The organism is Micromonospora sp. 15K316 (assembly GCF_004348525.1).
GTDB lineage: Bacteria > Actinomycetota > Actinomycetes > Mycobacteriales > Micromonosporaceae > Micromonospora.
This window is the reverse complement of sequence record NZ_SMKG01000026.1, coordinates 23,110-43,352: the sequence shown is the minus strand read 5'-3', so window position 1 is coordinate 43,352 and position 20,243 is coordinate 23,110. Positions and strand designations below refer to the sequence as shown.

The 20,243-nt window shown below is 71.4% G+C and carries 17 protein-coding genes and 1 pseudogene; 9 read left to right on the top strand and 9 right to left on the bottom strand.

Going from position 1 to position 20,243, the window contains the following annotated elements; genetic code table 11:
• From E1211_RS09055 to E1211_RS09045, 3 genes and pseudogenes are all read right to left on the bottom strand, one after another.
• A pseudogene (locus E1211_RS09055) lies at positions 1–1,148 on the bottom strand (hypothetical protein); the annotation flags it as partial.
• A gap of 5 nt (positions 1,149–1,153) precedes the next feature.
• A complete protein-coding gene (locus tag E1211_RS09050) occupies positions 1,154–1,609 on the bottom strand; it encodes a hypothetical protein (RefSeq protein ID WP_132347356.1) in 456 nt (151 codons plus the stop codon).
• Between the two features lie 329 nt (positions 1,610–1,938).
• Positions 1,939–2,325, bottom strand: coding sequence for a hypothetical protein (locus E1211_RS09045; protein WP_243709448.1), 387 nt, complete (start codon positions 2,323–2,325; stop codon positions 1,939–1,941).
• A gap of 259 nt (positions 2,326–2,584) precedes the next feature.
• Between E1211_RS09045 and E1211_RS32410 the strand changes: the two genes are divergently transcribed.
• The 5 genes from E1211_RS32410 (at position 2,585) to aroA (ending at position 6,862) form a co-directional block, all read left to right on the top strand.
• Positions 2,585–2,746: a hypothetical protein gene (locus tag E1211_RS32410; protein WP_165947210.1), complete on the top strand. Its 162-nt coding sequence runs from the start codon at positions 2,585–2,587 to the stop codon at positions 2,744–2,746.
• Between the two features lie 13 nt (positions 2,747–2,759).
• Positions 2,760–3,929 carry an FAD-dependent oxidoreductase gene (locus E1211_RS09040; RefSeq protein WP_132347354.1) on the top strand — a complete coding sequence of 390 codons (1,170 nt, stop codon included), beginning with the start codon at positions 2,760–2,762 and terminating at the stop codon, positions 3,927–3,929.
• Between the two features lie 455 nt (positions 3,930–4,384).
• A complete protein-coding gene (locus E1211_RS09035; protein WP_132347368.1) occupies positions 4,385–4,900 on the top strand; it encodes a GNAT family N-acetyltransferase in 516 nt (171 codons plus the stop codon).
• A 280-nt stretch (positions 4,901–5,180) separates the two neighbouring features.
• Positions 5,181–5,360, top strand: coding sequence for a GNAT family N-acetyltransferase (locus E1211_RS33340; RefSeq protein WP_243709447.1), 180 nt, complete (start codon positions 5,181–5,183; stop codon positions 5,358–5,360).
• A gap of 224 nt (positions 5,361–5,584) precedes the next feature.
• Positions 5,585–6,862 (top strand): 3-phosphoshikimate 1-carboxyvinyltransferase, encoded by a 1,278-nt coding sequence (aroA, locus tag E1211_RS09025; RefSeq protein ID WP_243709446.1) that lies wholly within the window; start codon positions 5,585–5,587, stop codon positions 6,860–6,862.
• A 139-nt stretch (positions 6,863–7,001) separates the two neighbouring features.
• On the opposite strand, the gene E1211_RS09020 is transcribed toward aroA, so the two are convergent.
• Positions 7,002–7,493 carry a hypothetical protein gene (locus E1211_RS09020; protein ID WP_132347352.1) on the bottom strand — a complete coding sequence of 164 codons (492 nt, stop codon included), beginning with the start codon at positions 7,491–7,493 and terminating at the stop codon, positions 7,002–7,004.
• A gap of 356 nt (positions 7,494–7,849) precedes the next feature.
• Between E1211_RS09020 and E1211_RS09015 the strand changes: the two genes are divergently transcribed.
• Together E1211_RS09015 and E1211_RS09010 are read left to right on the top strand one after the other, a co-directional pair.
• Complete coding sequence (locus tag E1211_RS09015) at positions 7,850–9,238, top strand: alkaline phosphatase PhoX (protein ID WP_243709445.1); 1,389 nt, start codon at positions 7,850–7,852, stop codon at positions 9,236–9,238.
• Between the two features lie 779 nt (positions 9,239–10,017).
• Positions 10,018–11,559: a LamG-like jellyroll fold domain-containing protein gene (locus E1211_RS09010; protein ID WP_132347350.1), complete on the top strand. Its 1,542-nt coding sequence runs from the start codon at positions 10,018–10,020 to the stop codon at positions 11,557–11,559.
• 16 nt (positions 11,560–11,575) lie between these two features.
• Here the strand turns inward: E1211_RS09010 and E1211_RS09005 are convergent, their stop codons facing one another.
• Positions 11,576–12,574 (bottom strand): IS481 family transposase, encoded by a 999-nt coding sequence (locus tag E1211_RS09005; RefSeq protein WP_132347348.1) that lies wholly within the window; start codon positions 12,572–12,574, stop codon positions 11,576–11,578.
• A gap of 619 nt (positions 12,575–13,193) precedes the next feature.
• On the opposite strand from E1211_RS09005, the gene E1211_RS32955 reads away from it, so the two are divergent.
• Positions 13,194–13,928, top strand: coding sequence for a GNAT family N-acetyltransferase (locus tag E1211_RS32955; RefSeq protein ID WP_132347346.1), 735 nt, complete (start codon positions 13,194–13,196; stop codon positions 13,926–13,928).
• Positions 13,929–13,949: 21 nt separating this feature from the next.
• Here E1211_RS32955 and E1211_RS08995 read toward each other — a convergent pair whose 3' ends face one another.
• Positions 13,950–14,405, bottom strand: a complete 456-nt coding sequence (locus E1211_RS08995; RefSeq protein ID WP_207915310.1) for a hypothetical protein — start codon at positions 14,403–14,405, stop codon at positions 13,950–13,952.
• 117 nt (positions 14,406–14,522) lie between these two features.
• Between E1211_RS08995 and E1211_RS08990 the strand changes: the two genes are divergently transcribed.
• Positions 14,523–14,978, top strand: coding sequence for an HIT family protein (locus E1211_RS08990; protein WP_207915309.1), 456 nt, complete (start codon positions 14,523–14,525; stop codon positions 14,976–14,978).
• Positions 14,979–15,027: 49 nt separating this feature from the next.
• Here E1211_RS08990 and meaB read toward each other — a convergent pair whose 3' ends face one another.
• The 3 genes from meaB to E1211_RS08975 are packed head-to-tail and all read right to left on the bottom strand — an operon-like array spanning position 15,028 to position 20,131.
• Positions 15,028–16,047, bottom strand: coding sequence for a methylmalonyl Co-A mutase-associated GTPase MeaB (gene meaB / locus E1211_RS08985; RefSeq protein ID WP_132347342.1), 1,020 nt, complete (start codon positions 16,045–16,047; stop codon positions 15,028–15,030).
• Positions 16,048–16,055: 8 nt separating this feature from the next.
• Entirely contained in the window at positions 16,056–18,275 is a 2,220-nt protein-coding gene (gene scpA, locus E1211_RS08980) for a methylmalonyl-CoA mutase (protein ID WP_132347340.1), read from the bottom strand.
• The gene (locus E1211_RS08975) at positions 18,275–20,131 is read right to left on the bottom strand and encodes a methylmalonyl-CoA mutase family protein (protein ID WP_132347338.1); all 1,857 of its coding nucleotides are present in this window, start codon (positions 20,129–20,131) and stop codon (positions 18,275–18,277) included. The genes scpA and E1211_RS08975 overlap by 1 nt, the downstream gene beginning before the upstream one ends.
• Between the last annotated feature and the right edge of the window lie 112 nt (positions 20,132–20,243).

Sequence of the window (20,243 nt, the reverse complement as noted above, 5' to 3'; positions counted from 1 at the left end):
GTGGGCGGGTAACAGAAGGTGTGGTCGGTGAGCACCCGGTCGGTGTCGCCCCCGACACCGACTCTCTCCAGGGCCGCCTTGGCGTCCCGGTAGGCCAGGGGACCGGTGAGGGCGGCGGTGAACACGGCTCGGCGCATCTGGTGCGGGTCGGTGTGGAACGCCGTACGCGCCCCCGCCGCAGTGTCGGCGGTGCCGTGGAGGGCGTGCCAGTGAAGGCTCTCGCGCTCCAGCAGGTAGGCGGTGAGGGCCGTCATACCCTCGCGCGGCGCGGCCGGCTCGGGCACCCGGCGGGCATGTCGGTCGACGGCGACCAGCGCCGCCATGTGCACGGCGAGGGTGAGGCCGAACTCGTCGCGCTCCAGCCAGTCGGGCACGCCGATCGCGGTCGTGTCCGGTGTGCCGTAGTGGCGGGCGAAGCAGTCCCGGGCGGCGACGAACATGTCGCGGCGGACGGCCCGGACGGGTGGCAGCGCGCCCAACGCCTGAGTGGTGCAGATACCGGGCGGCCAGCCGCTCTGGGTGAGGGCGTGACGCAGGGCGGGCCAGACGTGCTCGTTGCGAGCGACGAGCAACACCCGCACCGGTACGTTCTGGTCGAGCACCTTGTTGCTGAACAGCCACGTCAGGTGGGCCAGCGGCCACCGATCGGCGTAGTCGACGAGCAGCAGCAGCCCATCGGCGTCCCCGACACGCAGGTCGTGGCCGGCCTGCTCCCCGCCGTCGACCACGCGAGCCGGCGAGTGTTCGGCGGCGATCACCTTCCACCCCTCGCGGGCGGCCGACCCGGCGACGCGACCGGCGAGGCGGGTCTTGCCCTGGCCGCCTGGGGCGTGCAGCCAGCGGACGGCGCGGCCGTCGTCGCCGTCTCGCCACGCGGTCAGGTCGTCGACCTCCCGGTCGCGGCCGGTGAAGTCCACGACGGCGTGGCGGGCATTGAGCAGGTGACTCGGCTGAGCCGGCAACCCTCGCTCGTCCCTCGCGAGCGCCAGGTCGGGCCGCCCGCCGGCCTCGGTGAGCAGGTACACCGGTCTGCCGTCGCCGAAGACGTGCAGGTCCGCGCCGATCACTCCGTAGCCGAAGCCGTTTCTGACCAACACCTGCTGCTGGACGCCCTGTGCGCGTCCGAGTTGGCCAAGCATGCCGTCCACGGCTGTCAGCCCGATTTGTCGTCCGCCACGCCCTCGGCGGGTGAGGGGTGCTGGTGGTAGATGACGTTGCCGCCCAGCGCGGCGAACTGTCGGGAGTTGCCGTGGGCGATGTTCACCTGTACCTGCGCCCACCGCTGTTGCCCCGCGGGCAGCGCCTCACGAATGTGGGAGACGAGTTCCCGCAGCTCGGCCTCGGCCTCGGGGTGGTCTTCCAGCAGCCGGATCAGCTCCATCTCCCACAACGGCACCAGACGTTGTCGCGCCTGTACGCGATCGCCGGCCCGCTCCACCAGGACGACGTTGCCGTCCAGCTGGGCTTCGATGGCCGCCTGCCGATCGGAGCCCTGGCGGCCGAAGAGGCGGGCCGTACCGTTGCGGGCAGCCTGCCAGGCGTCGGTGGCCATGGCCGCGGCCAGAGCCGCGCCGCCGTTGGTGGCCAACACCGTCAATGCCTCGGTCAACAACGGCTGGTCCTCTCCACGTGATCGGTGATCTCCCGTCGAGTTCACGACGACACCATCGGCCGGGAATCACCCGCCTGTCGGATTCAAACGATTACATGCATGGTGTTGTCGGCGGAGAACGGCTCCACGGTAGGTGAGTCGGTCAAACGACAGCTCAGCGCTTGTCTCCCGTGCTGATCGTGGATCTCGAATGCCGGCCCGGTCCCCTCCGCGTCGGTGTCTGGCTGACAGGCCACCGGGCGCCGACGTGATCGTCGACGCCCGGCGGCCCCCGCCAGCCGATTCGCTGCTGGCCCGAGGTCAGTCGGAGGCTCTCGCCGTCGGCCTCAGACCTGGGTCTGGCCGGGACACCACACCTGGGATCCGTTGTCGTTCAGCCCGTCGTCGCGGATCCAGCCGCGGGCCTTGGTCTGCACGCTGACCACGTAGGTCCACGTGTCGAGCCCGTTGATGTCGAGCGCGTAGCAGTGATAGTCGAGTGACTCGGACATGTACACGTCACCGACGTCCAGGCAGCGGAGGCTGGAGCCGACGCGCAGGTTGGCGGTGAAGACGGTGTGGTGGCCGCCGGTGGTGTCGAGGTCCGGCGGGGCCGCTCGTCCACAGCTCCAGTGAGCGGAGGCGGGTGACGGGGCGACGAGTGCGCCGGTGGCGACGAGTGCGAACGCCGCTGCGGCGACAGTGAGGGGTCGACGGATAGCTGTCCTGCTCAACGCTTCTCCTTCGATACGACGTAGGGGCGCGGCCCTGGTGGCACCGACCCGGACCGGGCCGGAGTGGCCAAGATATCGACCACGGTGAAAGTAGTCCGGCCTGTCAATGCCGATCATCGATGTCTGGCGATTACCGATGCGCCCCGCGCATGCCACCAAAGGCGCGAGATAGAAGGGCGTGCGGCGGACGATCAGCGACTCCGGCTCCGGAATCCTCCCGCCGTTCAGAACCGCACGAGCGATCGCTTACCATCGGGCGATGAACCCGCTCACCGGGCTGCTGCACGATCCCAGGGCGCAGGGGAGAGGATTCCTGCTGCACTCGATACAACACCCGCCGTACGCGCTGCGGGTCGAGGAACGCGTCTCGCCGGCCGTTGCCGCGCTGTTCCGTGGCTGCGCGCTTCCGGCGTCACGATGACGGGACGGCGACGATGACGGGCTCGCACGCGGTGGTCGTCGGCGGTGGGATCGGCGGGCTCAGCGCGGCACTGGCCCTGCACCGGCGCGGCTGGCGGGTCACCGTGCTGGAACGTGCGCCGGAGCTGCGCGAGGTTGGCGCCGGGCTGACCCTGATGGCGAACGCGATGCGCGGGCTGGACGCGCTCGGCCTCGGCCCAGCTGTACGCCGCAGCGGCCACAATGAGACGCCCGGCGGGATCCGCACCTCGGCCGGGCGGTGGCTGTCCCGGGTCGACGGCGAGGCGATGACCCGGTTACTCGGCACCACGGCGCTGGGCATCCACCGGGCCACCCTGCACCGTCTCCTGCGCGACACGTTGCCCACGGCCGCGCTGCAAACCAGCACCGAGGTGATGGACGTGGTCACCGGTCCCGCCGACGCCGAGGTCCGGTACCGCCGCGACGGCACCCCGGACACCGTCCGGGCGGACCTGGTGATCGGGGCGGACGGCGTGCACAGCGTCGTACGCGCCCGACTCTGGCCGCAGTCGCCACCACCGGCGTACGCCGGGTCGACCGCATGGCGGGCGGCGATCGAGTGGCCGGAGCCGGTCCCGTCGGCCATCACCTGGGGCCGGGGTTCCGAGTTCGGAATGGTGCCACTCGGCGACGGCCGGGTCTACTGGTTCGGCGCTGTCAACGCGCCACCCGGCGGCCACGCCGCCGACGAGCTGGCGACCTGCCGGAAGCTGTTCGGTGCCTGGCACGACCCGATCCCGGCGCTGCTCGCCGCGACTCCGCCGGAGGCGGTGCTGCGCAACGACATCGTCCACCTGGCCGCTCCGCTGCCGTCGTACGTGCGGGGGCGGGTGGTGCTGCTCGGCGACGCCGCGCACGCCATGACCCCGAACCTGGGCCAAGGCGCCGGCCAGGCCATCGAGGACGCCCTGGTGCTGGGTGCGGTCTGCGCCGGCGGGGCCGACGAGGGGCTGCCCGCCGCGCTGGCCGCGTACGACGCGCAGCGCCGCCCGCGCAGTCAGGCCATCGCCCGGGCGGCCTACCGGACCGGCCGCTACGGGCAGCAGCTGCGCAACCCGCTCGCGGTGGCGACCCGTAACGCCCTGCTTCGGCTCACCCCCGCTCGCACCTCGCTCCGCGCGATGGCGCGTTACGCGGACTGGCGGCCTCCGACCGCCGCCTGACCTGCCGTCGGCCCTTCCCAACCCGGACGGCGACCTCGCCGAAGACCCAGTGCCGGCGACTGGCTCAAGCTTGTACACGCGTCGAGGTCGGCGTCGAGCAACTCCCCGCCCAACTCCACCCGCAGACAGTTCTGGTTGATGGTTTCGGGCGGGAGCCCGGTGTCGTTGACGGGTATTAGCAGATTCCGGCCGTCGACCCGACCCCCGAGGGCCGGAGCGCGAACCTCTCCCCGCCCTGGGGTGACGCCCGGGCCGCGCAGGCCAGATGAGAGCCACACGACCAGCGTGGGCAGCCGATGTGAGAGCGACAGCCCGGGCGCCTCGACCGAAGCCTGGCCGGGCCACGGTCGCAGGTCAAGAAACAAGTTGCCGATGTGCGGATGGTCCCGGGTGCGGAGTCCGAAGGCGCCAGAGGCCCCTCGGCTCCGCTTCCGTACCATCGATCCGTGCCCGGGATGCGTATCAGTCAGGCTTCCGCCGGAGTCCTCGCCAGCCTCGCGGAGCTCCAAGTGGCGGCGGGTCAGGTGTTCCGGAACGTAGGGATGCCAGAAGTCGCCCAGAACGACGTGGACATGGCCGACCTGGAGGCCAGGCAGGCGGCAGGCCAGGTGTGGATCGGCGAGTACGAGGGGCGCATCGCCGGCTTTGTCACCGCGTCGATCGTTGACGGGAGAGCGCACATCGAACAGGTGTCGTGTGCGCCTGATCTGGCAGGTCAGGGAATCGGACGGCGTCTGATGGAACACGTCGAGGTCACCGGAAGACACCGAGGCATGTCGGCCACGACCCTGACCACTTTTCGCGACGTCCCGTGGAACGCTCCTTACTACCGGCGTCTTGGCTACCGTGAGCTGGTCCTGCAAGAGATCGGTCCTGAGCTGCAGGACATCTTGAGCGCCGAAGGCGCGTATCCGGGCATCGATGCCACCAAGCGCTGCGCGATGATCAAGCCCAACCGCTGGGGGTCCTGATCTGCCGCTGACCACGCGACTTTGCCGACGTAAGCGCGACTCGTTTCCGAGCAACACGGCGAAGTCCTGGCGCCTCCGAGGAACGAGCGGAGTATCGTCCCGGCGGCAGCGCGCGATTCGGGAGCTATCGTCGCCGCATGCCTGATTTGATCGCGCCCACCGTCGACCTGCATGCGGCCTGGCTCGATGCGCACCACGAGTGGGGGCCGGGCGTCCATGAGGACGGTTTCGGACTGCGGCCGTCTGATGAGGTGGACTCGCCGGCCGGGCGCTGGGACGGATGCTCGACCAGGCGCGAGGGCTCGGCTTGGAGCGCGTGCTAGTCATCTGTGCGGTGGACAACGTCGCCTCGGCAAAGACGATCGAGCGCCACGGCGGCATCCTCGAGGACGTCCGGGATACCGAACATGGCTTCGTGCGGCGTTACTGGACGAGCTCTAGCTCAAAGGTCGCCTTCTGACGCCAAGGCGGCTTCTTTACCCGGTCGTTGATCATCCTCCGGCCGGTGGTGCAGACCGTACACGCATCTACCGCTGTCCGCGGACCGAGAGCGGTCACACTCGGTGAATGGCCCCTGGTACCGGCAGCATCCTGAACTGTCGGGTTGAGGGCGTTCGGTCGATCTCGGTATTGGGAGCTCATCCTGGGCGACGACTGGATCGAGTTTGCGGGAGACTGTCGGCCGTGGCCGCCATCGCCGAAGATCTTCCGGATGTCCTGACCGTGTCCCCGTTGCCGGTACCGCCGGATACCTCGGTGAGGCCTCCGGGCTCGAAGAGCATCACCAACCGGGCTTTGCTCTGTGCCAGCCTGGCCCCTGGCCGAAGCACACTGACTGGCGCGCTGTTCGCTGATGACACGCGAGCCATGCTTGGTGCCGTCACAGCACTGGGTGCCATGGTGGTGGCGGACGAGGCGAGCAGCACCGTCACGGTGACCGGTGCCGATCCCCGCGCATCGGCCGGCGCGTCGACGATCGACGCACGGCGTTCCGGCACCACCTCACGGTTCATCCTGCCGGCCGCGGCCTTGAGCCCACACCGCAGCGCCATTGACGGGACCACCCAACTCAGAGCGCGGCCGTTCGGACCGGTGATCGAGGCTCTGCGCCAGCTGGGAGCCACCGTCGAGGAACTCGGACGACCAGGATTTCTACCCGTCGCGGTAGCCGGGCCTACCCGCGGCGGTCATGTCCAACTGCCCGGGCATCTGTCCAGTCAATTCCTGTCCGGCCTACTGATGGCCGGGCCGCTGATGCGTGAAGGCCTGGACGTGGAGTTGACCTCCCCGCTGGTGTCCGTGCCGTACCTCAGGATGACCGTTGCCGTGATGGCGGCATTCGGAGTGGATGCCGACGGGCTGAGCGTGCGCCCCGGCAGTTACCGCCCGACGGACTACGCCATCGAGCCGGACGCCAGCGCTGCCTCGTACTTCCTGGCTGCGGCCGCGATCACCGGCGGCCGGATCACGGTGGAAGGATTGGGCACCGCAAGCCTGCAGGGAGACGTGGCCTTCGCCGACGTGTTGGAGCGCATGGGAGCGCGCTTGGAACGCTCCCCCAACGGTCTCACCGTTATCGGTACCGGCGCGCTGCACGGCATCGATGTTGACATGGCCGATATCTCCGACACCGCGCAGACGCTGGCCGCAGTCGCCGTCTTCGCCGACACGCCCACCCGAATCCGCGGCATCGGGTTCATCCGCGGCAAGGAAACCGATCGCATCGGCGCCATTGTCACTGAGCTGCGGCGAGCCGGCATCGACGCCACCGAGCACGACGACGGCTTCACCGTCCGCCCTGGCGCGCCGACACCGGCGCGATTCGCCACCTACGACGATCACCGCATGGCGATGAGCCTGTCACTGTTGGGTCTCAGGGCCCCCGGCATCGAGATCGCCGAACCCGGATGCGTGGCGAAGACCTACCCGGGATTCTTCCGCGACCTCAACCGCCTGAGATGAACGGCCGGCCCAGCACGAGGGCGGAGAACTGTTCGCCTAAGCGATTTCTCGTAGCCCTTTTGGCGGTCCGGTACGGGCTGTGGGTGATCGTCAGGCGCGCGCGTGCCGGCGGTCGCCCAAGCCCTCGGGCAGCGCAGCCTCAAGCCGGATTTCCAGCTGCCAGGCGGTTCAGGATGGTCCGGGCCAGCGCGGCGAGCCGGGTTCGCAGGTCGTCGTCGGCCCGCCCACCGAGGTCGTCTTCGAGATGCGTGGCCAGGGCGGCGACCGCCGGGAGCAGGTCGTCCAGCGGGCTGGCTTCGTGTCCCACCACGTAGAGACGGTGGGTTCCCACCTCGGCGGGGATGCTGCGGTCGAGGATCCGCTCGCAGGTGTCGGCGGCGATCAGCGCCACCGCGGTTGGCAGGTCCGGCTCCGGGAGTCCGAGTTCGTCGGTGACCGCCGCCAGGCGCCGATTCGCGTCGTGCGCCGGTAGGGTCCGAGCTGACTCGGCCGCGAGCGCCACCACGGCTTCGCCGTTGACGCCGGCTATCAGCAGGTCGCAGGCCAGCATCACCGCGTGGTGCGGGTCGGCGTCGTCGAGCAGCGCTCGGGCCTGTTCGGTCCGAAGCCGGCGAAGGAGTTCGTCATCCACGCGCCGAGGCTAAGGGCGCCTGGGTGCCGGTGATGACTGCGGCTCAGTCTGAGTGGATCTTTCCATTCACGGGTTGCAGCCCGCTTGGTTCGTAAGCTGGTCCGGCGCCGAGTGTGGTGGTGACGGGATCGGCGACGGTAGGCCGGGCCGCCGAGCAGGACAATGACTTCGGCGTGACGGCTGCCGAGGCGGCCTGGGACGACTGTCTGACGGCGCCGGACTGGAACCCGGCACCGACAAGGCGATCAAATTGATCGATGCCTTGACGGGCGAGGCGGGATGTGACGTAGTGGATCGAGCGAATCGAATCGATGTCTATTCGGGCCGCAACGCCACGACGTCCAGGAGGTCTGTCCGTGTCTTTGTCTCGCCGCCAGTTCCTCTCCCGCTCAGCCGGCACCGGTCTCGCCGTGGTCGTGGCCGGTTCGGTCGACGCCCTGTTCACCGCGGCACCCGCGCTGGGGGTGTCCGGACCGGATGTCGGGTACGGTCCGCTCGTACCTGACCCGGCCGGCATGCTCGACCTGCCGGTGGGCTTCCGCTACACGGTGCTGTCTCGCGAACGCGCCGTCCGGCCGGACGGCGGCATCGTGCCGAGCCGGTTCGACGGTATGGGCGCCTTCGCCGACAAGGCGCGCGGCACCCGCCTGGTCCGCAACCATGAGTGCTCGCCGACCGCGAGGATCAGGGTCGTGGCTCCGCCGGAACGCACGTACGACCCGGCCGCCGGGGGTGGGACCAGCACGATCATCGTCAAGGCGTCAGGACGCGCCGCCTCCGAGCACGTCAGCCTGGGCGGCACGGCCATCAACTGCTCCGGCGGCCCAACCCCGTGGCGCACCTGGCTGACCTGCGAGGAGACCGAAGACAAGGCGGGGAAGAACGGGTACACGAAGGACCACGGGTTCATCTTCGAGGTCGACCCGTACGACGATGCCCGCAACACCGACCCGACGCCGCTGACCGCGATGGGCCGGTTCCAGCACGAGGCAGTCGCGGTCGACCCGCGCACCGGCATCGTCTACGAGACCGAGGACGCCTTCGTGGCGCCGTTGGGCAGCTTCTACCGCTTCCTGCCGAACCGGCCGCTGCGCGGTCACGGGAGCATGCGGGCAGGTGGCGTGTTGCAGGCTCTGCACGTCCCGGACCTGCCGGACCTGTCCGTGGTGACCGAGGCGGGCACGTCCTTCTCCGGCATCGAGTGGCTTGACGTGCCGGACCCGCTGGCGTCGACGGAATCGGTCCGTGCGCAGGACTACCGCAAACCGATCACCGGTGGATACAAGATCGAGGGCGCCTGGTGGGGCGAGAAGGACCGCTGCGCCTACTTCGTCTCATCGTTCGCCCGGCGTGAGCTGGGCTCGGCCCGTGACCACGACGGCCAGGTCTGGCGGTATGACCCCCGAGCCAAGACGCTGAGGCTGGAAACCATCTTCACCCGCCCCACGCCGGCCCCGGAGAACCCGGAGTTCGACGCCCCGGACAACATCTGCATGTCCCCGTACGGAGGCCTGATGATGTGCGAGGACGGAGTCGGGGACCAGCACATCCTCGGTACGACCGCCGACGGCGAGGTGTTCGTCTTCGCCCGTAACCGGGTAAACGTCGGCACCGCCGAGGACCCGGAGTACGGCGAGCTGGCCGGAGCGACGTTCTCCGCCGACGGCCGGACCATGTTCTTCAACGTCTACAACCCGGGCATCACATACGCCGTCACCGGCCCCTGGAACCGTCGTCAACGCTGATGCCGCAGCCACCGTGCTCCCCGGTCCACATGTGATCGGGGAGCCCGCGGGCGGCCAGGGCCGATGCGGCGGTGCTAGCTGGCCTGACGGGACTGCACGTGCTGGATCCCGGCAGGGTGCATTCCCGGTCCACGTCGTGGAACCTGGCGACGGTGATCGGAAGGCATGCCGGCGGCTGGTCGTCGGCGAGCTGGTCGGAGATCAGCTCGACCAGAGGGTCGCTGCGGCTCATCTGGGCCTCCGCCCGCGTGAGGTGGGGGCGTGCGGCCTCAGGCAGCGGCAGAAACCAGCCGGTCTCTCTGACCCGCGGGCTCGTTTCGACCTCGACCCGTTGGTCCGTCGGCGGATCGCGGGCGTAACGCGACGTCTCGCACCCGATGTCGCCCCAGGTTTCCCCACCGAAATGACGACGACACCGGTGCGCCGACTAGCCACGAACGAGCTCACGCCCACCTCGCGCAGCCACTTCTCCCGCTGTGGCTGGTGCTATCGACCCGAGTGGAATTCGTCGCGGCAGTGGATGCGGCCACAACGCGCTTCACACGGATCATGCTCGCCGTGCGGGGGGGAAGACGGGTTGGCTCTCCCATAACCGGTAGCTGACGTGTTTCGAGAAGGCGTGCGGTGACCGGGCCGGGCCGGTCAGGTGTTGTTCCCGGGCACCGGACGGCCGGGTCACGTTCAGCGGTGGCGCCTCCCACGCCGAACCCGGGCGGCACGGTGGCGCGGTCCGCCTCGACGGCGTCGTAGGCAGCAACGGCCGCTCGGCCGGCCCGGTCGTGAACACCGCCCGCAGCTTCTCCGTCCTGGCCTGGGTACGCCTGGACAAAGCCGACCAGGACCGGACGGCAGTGGCCCAGAGCGGCGTCCAGACCAACGGGTTCGCCCTGCGCTACGACCACGCCCGCCGAAGCTGGGTGTTCGCCCTGCGGGAGCGGGACGACGCGACCGCGCCGGAGCGGGCCGCCGTGGCCGACACCGCGGCCCAGGCCGGGATCTGGACGCACCTCGCCGGGGTGTACGACCACGAGGTCGGCGAGCTGCGGATCTACGTCAACGGTCGGCTGGCCGGCAGCACACCGTACCGGAGTGCCTGGAACGCGAGCGGTCCTCTGCTGCTTGGCCAGGGCAACGGTGCACCCGGTACGCGTGGCCCGTGGCGCGGCGCGCTCGACGAGATCCAGTTGTACGACCACCCGGCCAACGATCAGAAGATCGTCCAGGAGATGGCCGGCGAGCCGTACGGGCCGGAGGGCCGGTGGCATCTTGACGAGGCGGCCGGTGTGGCGGCCACCGACGCGAGCGGCAACGGGCACGCGGTCTACCTGGCGCGTGGGGCGACGTTCGCCGCTGGACGACAGGGCGGCGGGATGCGCCTGGACGGGACGGCCGCCGAGGCGTACACGGCGGGCCCGGTGGCGACCGGGAAGGCCAGCTTCACCGTGGCGGCCTGGGTGCGGCTCACCCGCACCGGTCGGGACGCGGTGGCGGTGGGCCAGGACGGCCGCTCCGGCGGCCGGTTCCGGCTCGGCTACGAGGCGGCGACCGGCCGGTGGGCGTTCCGGCTGTTGCGAGCCGACGACGCGACGGCCGGCAGCGACGCGGCGGTCTCCATGACGGCGGCCCGGACCAACGTGTGGACCCACCTGGTCGGCGTCTTCGACGTCGACACCGGCCAGGCGCGGTTGTACGTCGACGGGACCCTGGCCGGCGCCGCCGGACACCTGGCGACCTGGCCCGTCGCCGGCGCGCTGACGTTGGGCCGGGGGCTGCGGACCGGTTCCGGGGCGGACTTCTGGACCGGTGACCTCGACGAGGTGCAGGTGCTCGCCCGGGCGGTACCGGCACAGGAGGTGTCGAGCCTGCTCGGGCTGCCGGCGGCACCGGCCCCGGGGCCGATCCGGACCCGGGCCGCACACGCCGGGATGTGCCTGACCGAGGGCACCGGCCCCAGCGGCTACCTCTACCAGCAGCCCGGCTGCGACACCCAGTTCCCGAGGATGACCCTGGAGGCGACCGGCGACGGCGTGTACCGCATCGCCACCGACCATGACGTGTACGGCCCGGGATGCAGCGGGGTGGAGGGCGGCTCGACCGCCGTCGGCGCGCCGTTCTACGACGACTACTGCGCCGACGGGCGGGGGCAGCGGTTCCGCATCGAGCCGGTGGGCGCTCCGCTGCCCGGGTACCGGCTGCGTCCGGTGCACAGCAACCTGTGTGCCGGCTTTCGCAACGACTCTGTCGACGCGGGCGCACACCTGGTCCAACTCACCTGCGACCCGAACGCACGTGGTCAGGTGTTCCGCTTCGATCCCCGGTGACGGGCGGCCGGACGGCCTAGGTGTACTGCCCAGGGACGTTGGTCAACCTGGTGATGGGCGGTTTGCCGCCGGTGGCGGTGTGGGGCCGGTGGTGATTGTAGTGATGCAACCAGGCGGGCAGTGCCTTCCGGCGGGCGGCTTCGGATGAGTAGAAGCGGCCGAGGGCCCAGCCGTCGGTCAGGGTTCGGTGGAAGCGTTCGACCTTGCCGTTGGTCTGGGGCCGGTAGGGGCGGGTCTTCTTCGGGGTGATGCCCAGTTCGGTGCAGGCGTCGCGCCAGGCGTAGGACTTGTAGGCGGCGCCGTTGTCAGTGAGCACGCGTTGCACGATCACATCGCGGGCGGCGAACCAGGCGACCGCGCGGCGCAGCACGGCGATGGCGGTGGCGGATTTCTCGTCGTCGCAGATCTCGGCGTAGGCCACCCGTGAGTGGTCATCGACGACGGTGTGCACGAACGCTGTGCCGACGCGTGGTTCCCAGCGGTGGTTACGCACGCCCGTGCGGCGGGCGGTGGCTTCCCGGTTGCGCTCGCCCTGGACCCGGCCGACGAAGCGCCAACCACCGCCGTCGGGGATCTGGCCGAGCTTCTTGACGTCGATGTGCAGCATCGCGCCAGGCTGATCGTGTTCATAGCGGCGCACCGGTTCACCCGTGCGTCGGTCAATGTGAGACAGCCGATTCACCCGGCAGCGGGTCAGGACGGCGTGCACCGTCGAGGCGGGCATCCTCAGCCGGCCGGCGATCTGCAGCGGGCCCAGGCGGTGTTTCCACCGCAGGTGAACCACCTTGCGGACAACTGGCTTCGGCGTGCGGTTCGGGCTGCGGCGAGGCCGGGATGACCGATCGGCCATCCCGGCCTCGCCGAGCTCGGCATACCGCACCGCCCAGCGTTTCGCCGTCGGCCAGGACACGTCATAGCGTTCCGCGGCGCGAGCGACCGACCATCCCTCATCCACGATCAGACGCGCCAGGCGAAGACGTGCACGAGGAGTCAAAGCGGCGTTAGCGTGGGACACGAAGGCCTCCTGGTTGGCGGAGCGGTTCCTAGACAGCTCCACTCCACAACCGGAGGCCTTCGTCATCCAGCAGATTCACGCCGTGTCGTCACACGACCTCAACCAACCTCCCTGGGCAGTACACCTAGGCCTGACCGGTGCGCCGGGTCACGCTGCGCCCAACACGTCGAACTGCTGGACCGAGTGACCGACACGGCCGGCGACCGCGCTGACGCAGAGCGGGCGGAGGCGGCTCTCGCCCGCCGCTTCGCGAGCAGCTGCGCGGACCTGCCGCAGGAGGGCCGGACGCGGGCATGGCCGATCCAGGGCGGCCGGAGGGCCTGGGACCAGCAGGCCACCGAGACGGCAGGCGGATGGTGGGCGAGCATCAGGGAACAGGACCGGCGCTCACCCCAGGGCGAATCGGTCAACATCGAGGCACACGAGAGCGACCGTCGCGCCGAGGGGCGTGGCGCGCGTAGAGCAGGGGTGAGACGAATCAGGCGTAGACACGTCCCCGCCTCACCGCCGCCGCTCCCCATATCGGGCGCGAAGCCGGGGTGGACCAGGAAGATCATCGGCGGCCGGGGGTTGTCGCAGGTCACAGGGGGCGCCGTCGAATCCTCGATAAGATCAACACGTGGAGTCGGTTGACACGTTGCTCGCGGCGCACCGGGCGTACCTGCTCGGCTGGAACGTCGGCGAGGCCGGGGACGACGACCTCGTCACCTACCGCAGCGAGGTGCCGCACCCGCCACTCAACGGCGTCCTGCGCCTCGTCGGGCGCGATCCGGCTGACGCGCTCGCCGAGGCCCGTGACCGCCTCGACGGCGTACCGCGGGTCTGGTGGGTCGGACCGGACAGCGACGCCGGCACCGCCGACGCCCTGGCGGCCCTCGGGGCCGTCCCGGTCCTGGCCCTGCCGATCATGGCGACCTCGATCGACCAGCCCTCCCCCGCCCCCACCCCCGCTGGTCTCCGCATCGCGGAGACCACCGACGTCGACGAGTTCGTCACGGCCTACGCCCGGGTGTCCGGCATCCCGGAGGCCGGCGTGCCGACGGCGATCGCCCGCGAGCGATCGTTCAGCGGTGACGGCACGCTGGTGCGGCTCGCCGGCCGCCTCGACGACGGCCGGATCGTCGGAACGGCCGTCGCCTGGCTCAGCCACGGCCTGCTCACGCTCTACTACGTGGGCACCCAACCCGAGCACCGCCGGCAGGGCATCGGCACCGCGATGACCCGAGCCGCGCTCGACCTGGCCCGCGACCACGGCGTACGCACCGCCGCCCTCACCTCGACCGCGGTCGGCGAACCCGTCTACCGGAACCTGGGTTTCCGCACGGTGGGCACCTTCCAGCTGCTCTCGTTCTGACCACCCCCGCCGCCCGGCGGGTCACGCGCCGGCCGGGCGCCCAGGGGTACGCGCGCAGCGCAGCGGCCCGTGCAGCCAGGGCGCGACCCTGGGTGCGGCCACGATGAGGGCGAGCGCGAGCACGGCGATGACCGCCTGCCCGACCCGGCCGGGCGTGACCCCGGGCGCGGTGTCCAGCACATAGTTCGCGTACCCGTTCGCCGCCGCGTCACTGGCGAGCACGGCACAGCCGAGCAGCAGCCCCTCGACCCGGCGCAGGGCCAGCAGCAGCGCCGCGAGCGGGTCGAACACGGTCAGCGCGGTGAAGTACACCATCAGCCAGGTGGGGATGGACGGGCCCGGTCCGCCCGGCCGGACGCCGAGCAGGTCACCCAGGTGGACGATCCCGCCGTACGCGAAAACGCAGACGGCGGCGACCACGACGGCCCGGACCCACCGGGGCACCCCGGCCCACCGCCGGAACGCTGTCAATCTCACCGCCTCCACGCTCCCCGTCCTGGGCGGGCCGCCGGGCCCGCTCGCCGGTGCTCGGGAGGCTACCGGTTCGGCGTGCCGGACAGAGGGGCCCTGGAACGCTCCGCCTAGGGTTCGATCGTGGACTGCTTCACCTGCCGCAACAACACGCGGATCAGCGCGCTGCCGCCCCGTGAGGTCATCGCCGTCGACGACCACTGGCGGGTCGCGCACGCCTTCGACTCGGCCCTGCCGGGCTGGCTGGTACTTGTTCCGCGCCGACACGTGGCGTCGATCGCTGACCTTACTGACGCCGAAGCGGCCACCCTCGGCACCTGGCAGGTCCGGCTCTCCCGCGCGCTACGAGCCGTGACCGGCTGTGCGAAGACCTACGTGGTGCAGTTCGCCGAGAAGGAGGGCTTCGCGCACGTCCACTTCCACATGGTGCCACGGATGCCCGACCTGCCCGCCGACCGTCGCGGACCCCGCGTCTTCAGCTACCTGGGGGCTGCGGAACAGGATCGCGTCACCGAACAGCAGCAGGACGAACTCGCCGCCGCGCTCCGCGAACACCTCGACCACACCGACCTCGGATAGGTCCAGATCCCCGTCGGCCCGGCCCTGACCGCCCGGTGGCAGTGCCTTCCTACGGGAGCCGGTCGAGTGGCGTGCTCGGGGTGCCGGGCAGCTCGGTGAAGCCGGCCAGCAGCCGCTCGGCGGCGAGCGCCGGGGTGAGCGTGCCGTCGACCACCTGCCGCTCCACCTCCGGGGTGAGCGCCCGGACGGCGGGGTGGGTGCGGAGCCGGTCGAGCAGCTCGGCCCGGACCATCGCCCAGACCCAGTTGATCTGCTGCCGCCGGCGACGTTCGGCGAGGTCACCGGAGGCGGTGAGGGCGTCCTGGTGGGCGCGGATCTGCCCCCACACGTCGTCGAGGCCGGTCTCCTCCAGCGCGCTGCAGGTGACCACGGGGGGTTGCCAGCCGCCGTTGGGCGGGTGGATCAGGCGCAGCGCCCCGGCGAGTTCGCGGGCGGCACGGCGTGCGTCGGTCGCGTGGGGCCCGTCGGCCTTGTTGACGGCGATCACGTCGGCGAGTTCCAGCACGCCCTTCTTGATGCCCTGCAACTGGTCGCCGGTGCGGGCGAGGGTGAGCAGCAGGAACGTGTCGACCATCTCCGCCACGGCGGTCTCGGACTGGCCGACGCCGACGGTCTCCACCAGGACCACGTCGTAGCCGGCGGCCTCGACCACCACGATCGCCTCCCGGGTGGCCTTCGCGACGCCGCCGAGGGTGCCGGCGGTCGGCGAGGGCCGGATGAACGCGGCCGGGTCGGTCGCGAGCCGGGCCATCCTGGTCTTGTCGCCGAGGATGCTGCCGCCGGTGCGGGTGGACGACGGGTCGACCGCGAGCACCGCCACCCGGTGCCCGTCGGCGGTCAGGCGGCTGCCGATGGTGTCGATGAATGTCGACTTGCCGACGCCGGGTACGCCGGTGATGCCGATCCGGCGGGCGTGCCCGGCGTGCGGGGTGAGCGCGACCAGCAACTGCTGCGCCGCCACCCGGTGGTCGGGGCGGGTCGACTCGACAAGCGTGATGGCCCGGGCGATCCAGGCCCGCGAGCCGGCCCGCACCCCCTCGACGTACGCCTCGATCGGCACCGCGCGCATCGCGGCGCTCACGCGTCCGGGTGGCCGAGCCGCCGGGACAGGTCGGCGAGCAGGTCCAGCGCGGCGTCGGCGATGACCGTGCCGGGCGGGAAGATCGCCGCCGCTCCCGCCTCCCGCAACGCGTCGAAGTCCTGCGGCGGGACCACTCCCCCCACGATGATCATGATGTCGTCGCGGTCCAGGGCGGCCAGCTCGTCGCGCAGGGCCGGCACCAGCGTGAGGTGACCGGCGGCCAGGCTCGACACGCCCACGATGTGCACGTCGGCCTCGACGGCCTGCCGGGCCACCTCGGCCGGGGTCTGGAAGAGCGGACCCACGTCGACGTCGAAGCCGAGGTCGGCGAAGGCGGTGGCGATCACCTTCTGGCCACGGTCGTGCCCGTCCTGACCCATCTTCGCCACCAGGATGCGTGGTTGACGCCCCTCCGCGTCGGCGAACGCCGCGGTGGCGGCGCGGACTCGCTCGATGGCGGAGACCGCGCCCGCCTCGTCCCGGTACACCCCGGAGATGGTACGGATCTGCGCCGAGTGCCGGCTGTACACCTTCTCCAGCGCGTCGGAGATCTCCCCGACGGTGGCCTTGGCGCGGGCGGCGTCGACGGCGAGCGCGAGCAGGTTCCCGTCCAGTCCGGGGCCGCGGGTGCCGTCGAGAGCGGCGCCGGCCGCCCGCGTCAGCGCGTCCAGGGCCGCCGTGCAGGACGCCTCGTCCCGCTCCGCGCGCAGCCGGCGCAGCTTCTCCACCTGCTGGGCCCGGACCGCACCGTTGTCGACCTTGAGCACGTCGATCGGTTCGTCGGCGTCGGGCCGGTACTTGTTCACCCCGATCACCGGCTGCCGGCCGGAGTCGATGCGGGCCTGGGTACGGGCGGCCGCCTCCTCGACGCGCAGCTTCGGGATGCCCTCGTCGATGGCCCGGGCCATTCCGCCGGCGGCCTCCACCTCGGTGATGTGCTGCCAGGCGCGGGCGGCCAGGTCGTGGGTGAGCCGCTCGACGTAGGCGCTGCCGCCCCACGGATCGATCACCCGCGTGGTGCCGGACTCCTGCTGCAGCACCAGCTGCGTGTTGCGGGCGATCCGGGCGGAGAAGTCGGTCGGCAGCGCCAACGCCTCGTCGAGGGCGTTGGTGTGCAGCGACTGGGTGTGCCCCTGGGTGGCGGCCATCGCCTCGACGCAGGTACGGACCACGTTGTTGAACACGTCCTGCGCGGTCAGCGACCAGCCGGAGGTCTGGCAGTGCGCCCGCAGACTCAGCGACTTCGGGTTCTTCGGTGCGAAGTCGCGGACCAGCCGGGCCCAGAGCAGCCGCGCCGCCCGCAGCTTCGCCACCTCCATGAAGAAGTTCATGCCGATCGCCCAGAAGAACGACAGCCGGGGCGCGAACGCGTCGATGTCCAGCCCGGCGTCCCGGCCGGCGCGCAGGTACTCCACCCCGTCGGCGAGCGTGTACGCCAGCTCCAGGTCGGCGGTCGCGCCGGCCTCCTGGATGTGGTAGCCGGAGATGGAGATCGAGTTGAACCGGGGCATCCGCGCCGAGGTGTACGCGAAGATGTCGGAGATGATCCGCATCGACGGCTGCGGCGGGTAGATGTAGGTGTTGCGGACCATGAACTCCTTGAGGATGTCGTTCTGGATGGTGCCGGAGAGCTGCTCCGGCGCCACCCCCTGCTCCTCGGCCGCGACGATGTAGAGGGCGAGCACCGGCAGCACCGCGCCGTTCATCGTCATCGACACGCTCATCCTGTCCAGCGGGATGCCGTCGAAGAGCTGGCGCATGTCGTAGATCGAGTCGATCGCCACCCCGGCCATACCCACGTCACCGGCGACCCGCGGGTGGTCGGAGTCGTAGCCACGGTGGGTCGGCAGGTCGAAGGCGACGGAGAGTCCCTTCTGGCCGGCCGCCAGGTTGCGCCGGTAGAAGGCGTTCGACTCCTGCGCGGTGGAGAAGCCCGCGTACTGGCGGACCGTCCACGGCTGTGTGGTGTACATGGTCGGGTACGGGCCCCGCAGGTACGGGGCGATGCCCGGGTACGTGCCGAGGAAGTCCAGCCCCGCCCGGTCGGCGCCGGTGTACAGCGGGGCGACCGCGATGCCCTCCGGCGTCGACCAGGTCAGCGCGTCCGGCTCACCGCCGGTCTCCGCACGGACCGCGTCGCGCCACCGCCCCAGGTCGCCGCCGGCGGGCGGCGCGCCCAACTCGATGCCGGAGAAGTCCGGAATCCGGCCGTCCATCACGCCACCTCCAGGTCACGCAGCGTCGTCTCCAGCACCGCCACGGCGTCGCAGCCCGCGTACAGGTAGTCGTCCACGCCGGGATGGCTCGCCGGTCGACCGGCCAGCCACACCCGGACCGCACCGGCCTCGGCGAGCGCCCGGGCCACCGCCTCCGCCGACTCCGCGTAGCCGCGATCGGAGGAGCAGAGGCACGCCACCCGTGCGCCGCTGGCGGCGAACTCGGCGGCGAGCCGCGCCGGGTCGTCGTCGCCGACCGGCGGCCGGACGGTGGCCACCCCACCGGCCGCGAAGAGGTTCGCGGCGAAGCCGGCGCGCGCGTTGTGCACCGCCGCCGGGCCCAGGGTCGCGAGGAACACCGTCGGCCGGGCACCGCTCGTCGCCGTATGCGCGTCAGCTCGGTCACGCAGCGCCTCGTAGGCCTCCGCGTACCGGTGCCGGGGCAGCCCCCCGGCCGGGGCGGCGGGCGCGGGCGCACGGACCGGCAGCCGCTCCTCCAGGTTCGGGAACTCGCTGACACCCGTCAGCGGGTCCCGGCGGTGCGCCAGGTTCTCGGCCCGCTGCTGCCACGTCGCGGCGAGCCGGTCCGCGACCAGGCCGCTGGCCAGCGCGCCGCCCATCCCGCCGTGGCGCTCGATCTCGGTGAACCACGCCCAGGCCGCCTGCGCCAACTCCTCGGTGTAGCGCTCGACGTACCACGAACCGCCGGCCGGGTCGACCACCCGGCCCACGTTCGCCTCCTCGACCAGCAGCGAGTGGGTGTTACGGGCGATCCGCCGGGCGAAGCCGTCCGGCAGGCCGAGGCTGTGGTCGAACGGCTGCACGGTGACCGCGTCCGCGCCACCGACCCCGGCGGCGAAGCAGGCCAGCGTGGTTCGCAGCATGTTCACCCACGGGTCGCGGGCGGTCATCATCGCCGTCGACGTCACGGCGTGCTGGCGCTGCGCGCCGGCCTCCGGCGCCCCGCACACCTGCGATACCCGGGCCCAGAGCCGGCGGGCCGCCCGCAGCTTGGCGATCGTCGCGAACTGGTCGGCGGTGGCCGCGTACCGGAACTCCAGCTGCCCCAGGGCGGACGGCACGTCCAACCCCGCCTCGGTGAGTTCGCGCAGGTACGCCACACCGGTGGCCAGCGCGCAGCCGAGTTCCTGCGCGTCGGAGCCGCCCGCATCGTGGTAACCGGTCGCGTCGACGGTCAGCGCCCGCAGGCCCGGGAAGCCGGCCGCGCATCGGCGCGCCCACTCGTCGACCGGACCGTCCCAGCGCCGCCCGGTGCGGGCCCGCCAGCCGAGCGGGTCCACGCCCAGGTTGCCCCGCACCTCAGCCGCCGGCACTCCACGCTCGGCCAGCAGCGCGAACCACGCCGGCACCACCTCGACCGCGGCGTCGCCGGCGTCCAGCACCACCCCGGCCAGGTCCAGGTAGACGCCCTCCAGGGCCGCCGCGAGCCCGGCCGACGGCAGACCACCCTCGCCGAGCACCAGCCACAGCGAGGTCGCGCCGTTCTCCAGGTCGGCGCGGACCGCTTCACCGGTGGCCTTCGGATCCGGATCGGCGTACCGCTGCCGGACGTCCCAACCCGCCGGCACCGCGCCGGTCGCCCGGCCGCCCCGGGTGTACGGGAAGAGCCCCGGCGGGCCGGGGAACGGGGTGGAATCGTCAGCCGAGTACAGCGGCGCGAGCGTCACGCCGTCGTAGCCGCGCTGGGCCAGCAACTCCTCGACCGCCTCGACCGGGGTGTCCTCGTCGGCCAGGCCGGCCTTGCGCAACACCCCGAGAGTCAGCCGCTGCCACTGCTCGTGGCTGGTGGCCGGAAACTCGGCGGCGAGGCGGAGCGTCTCTGACGGCGTCGTCATTCCGGGGATGCTAAGGGCCGTCCGGCTCACCGTCGCCCGGATGTGACGACATCAACTGCGCCGGTCCTCACGAGGCGTACCCGCCGGGTCACCCAGCGGCATGCAGCCGGTG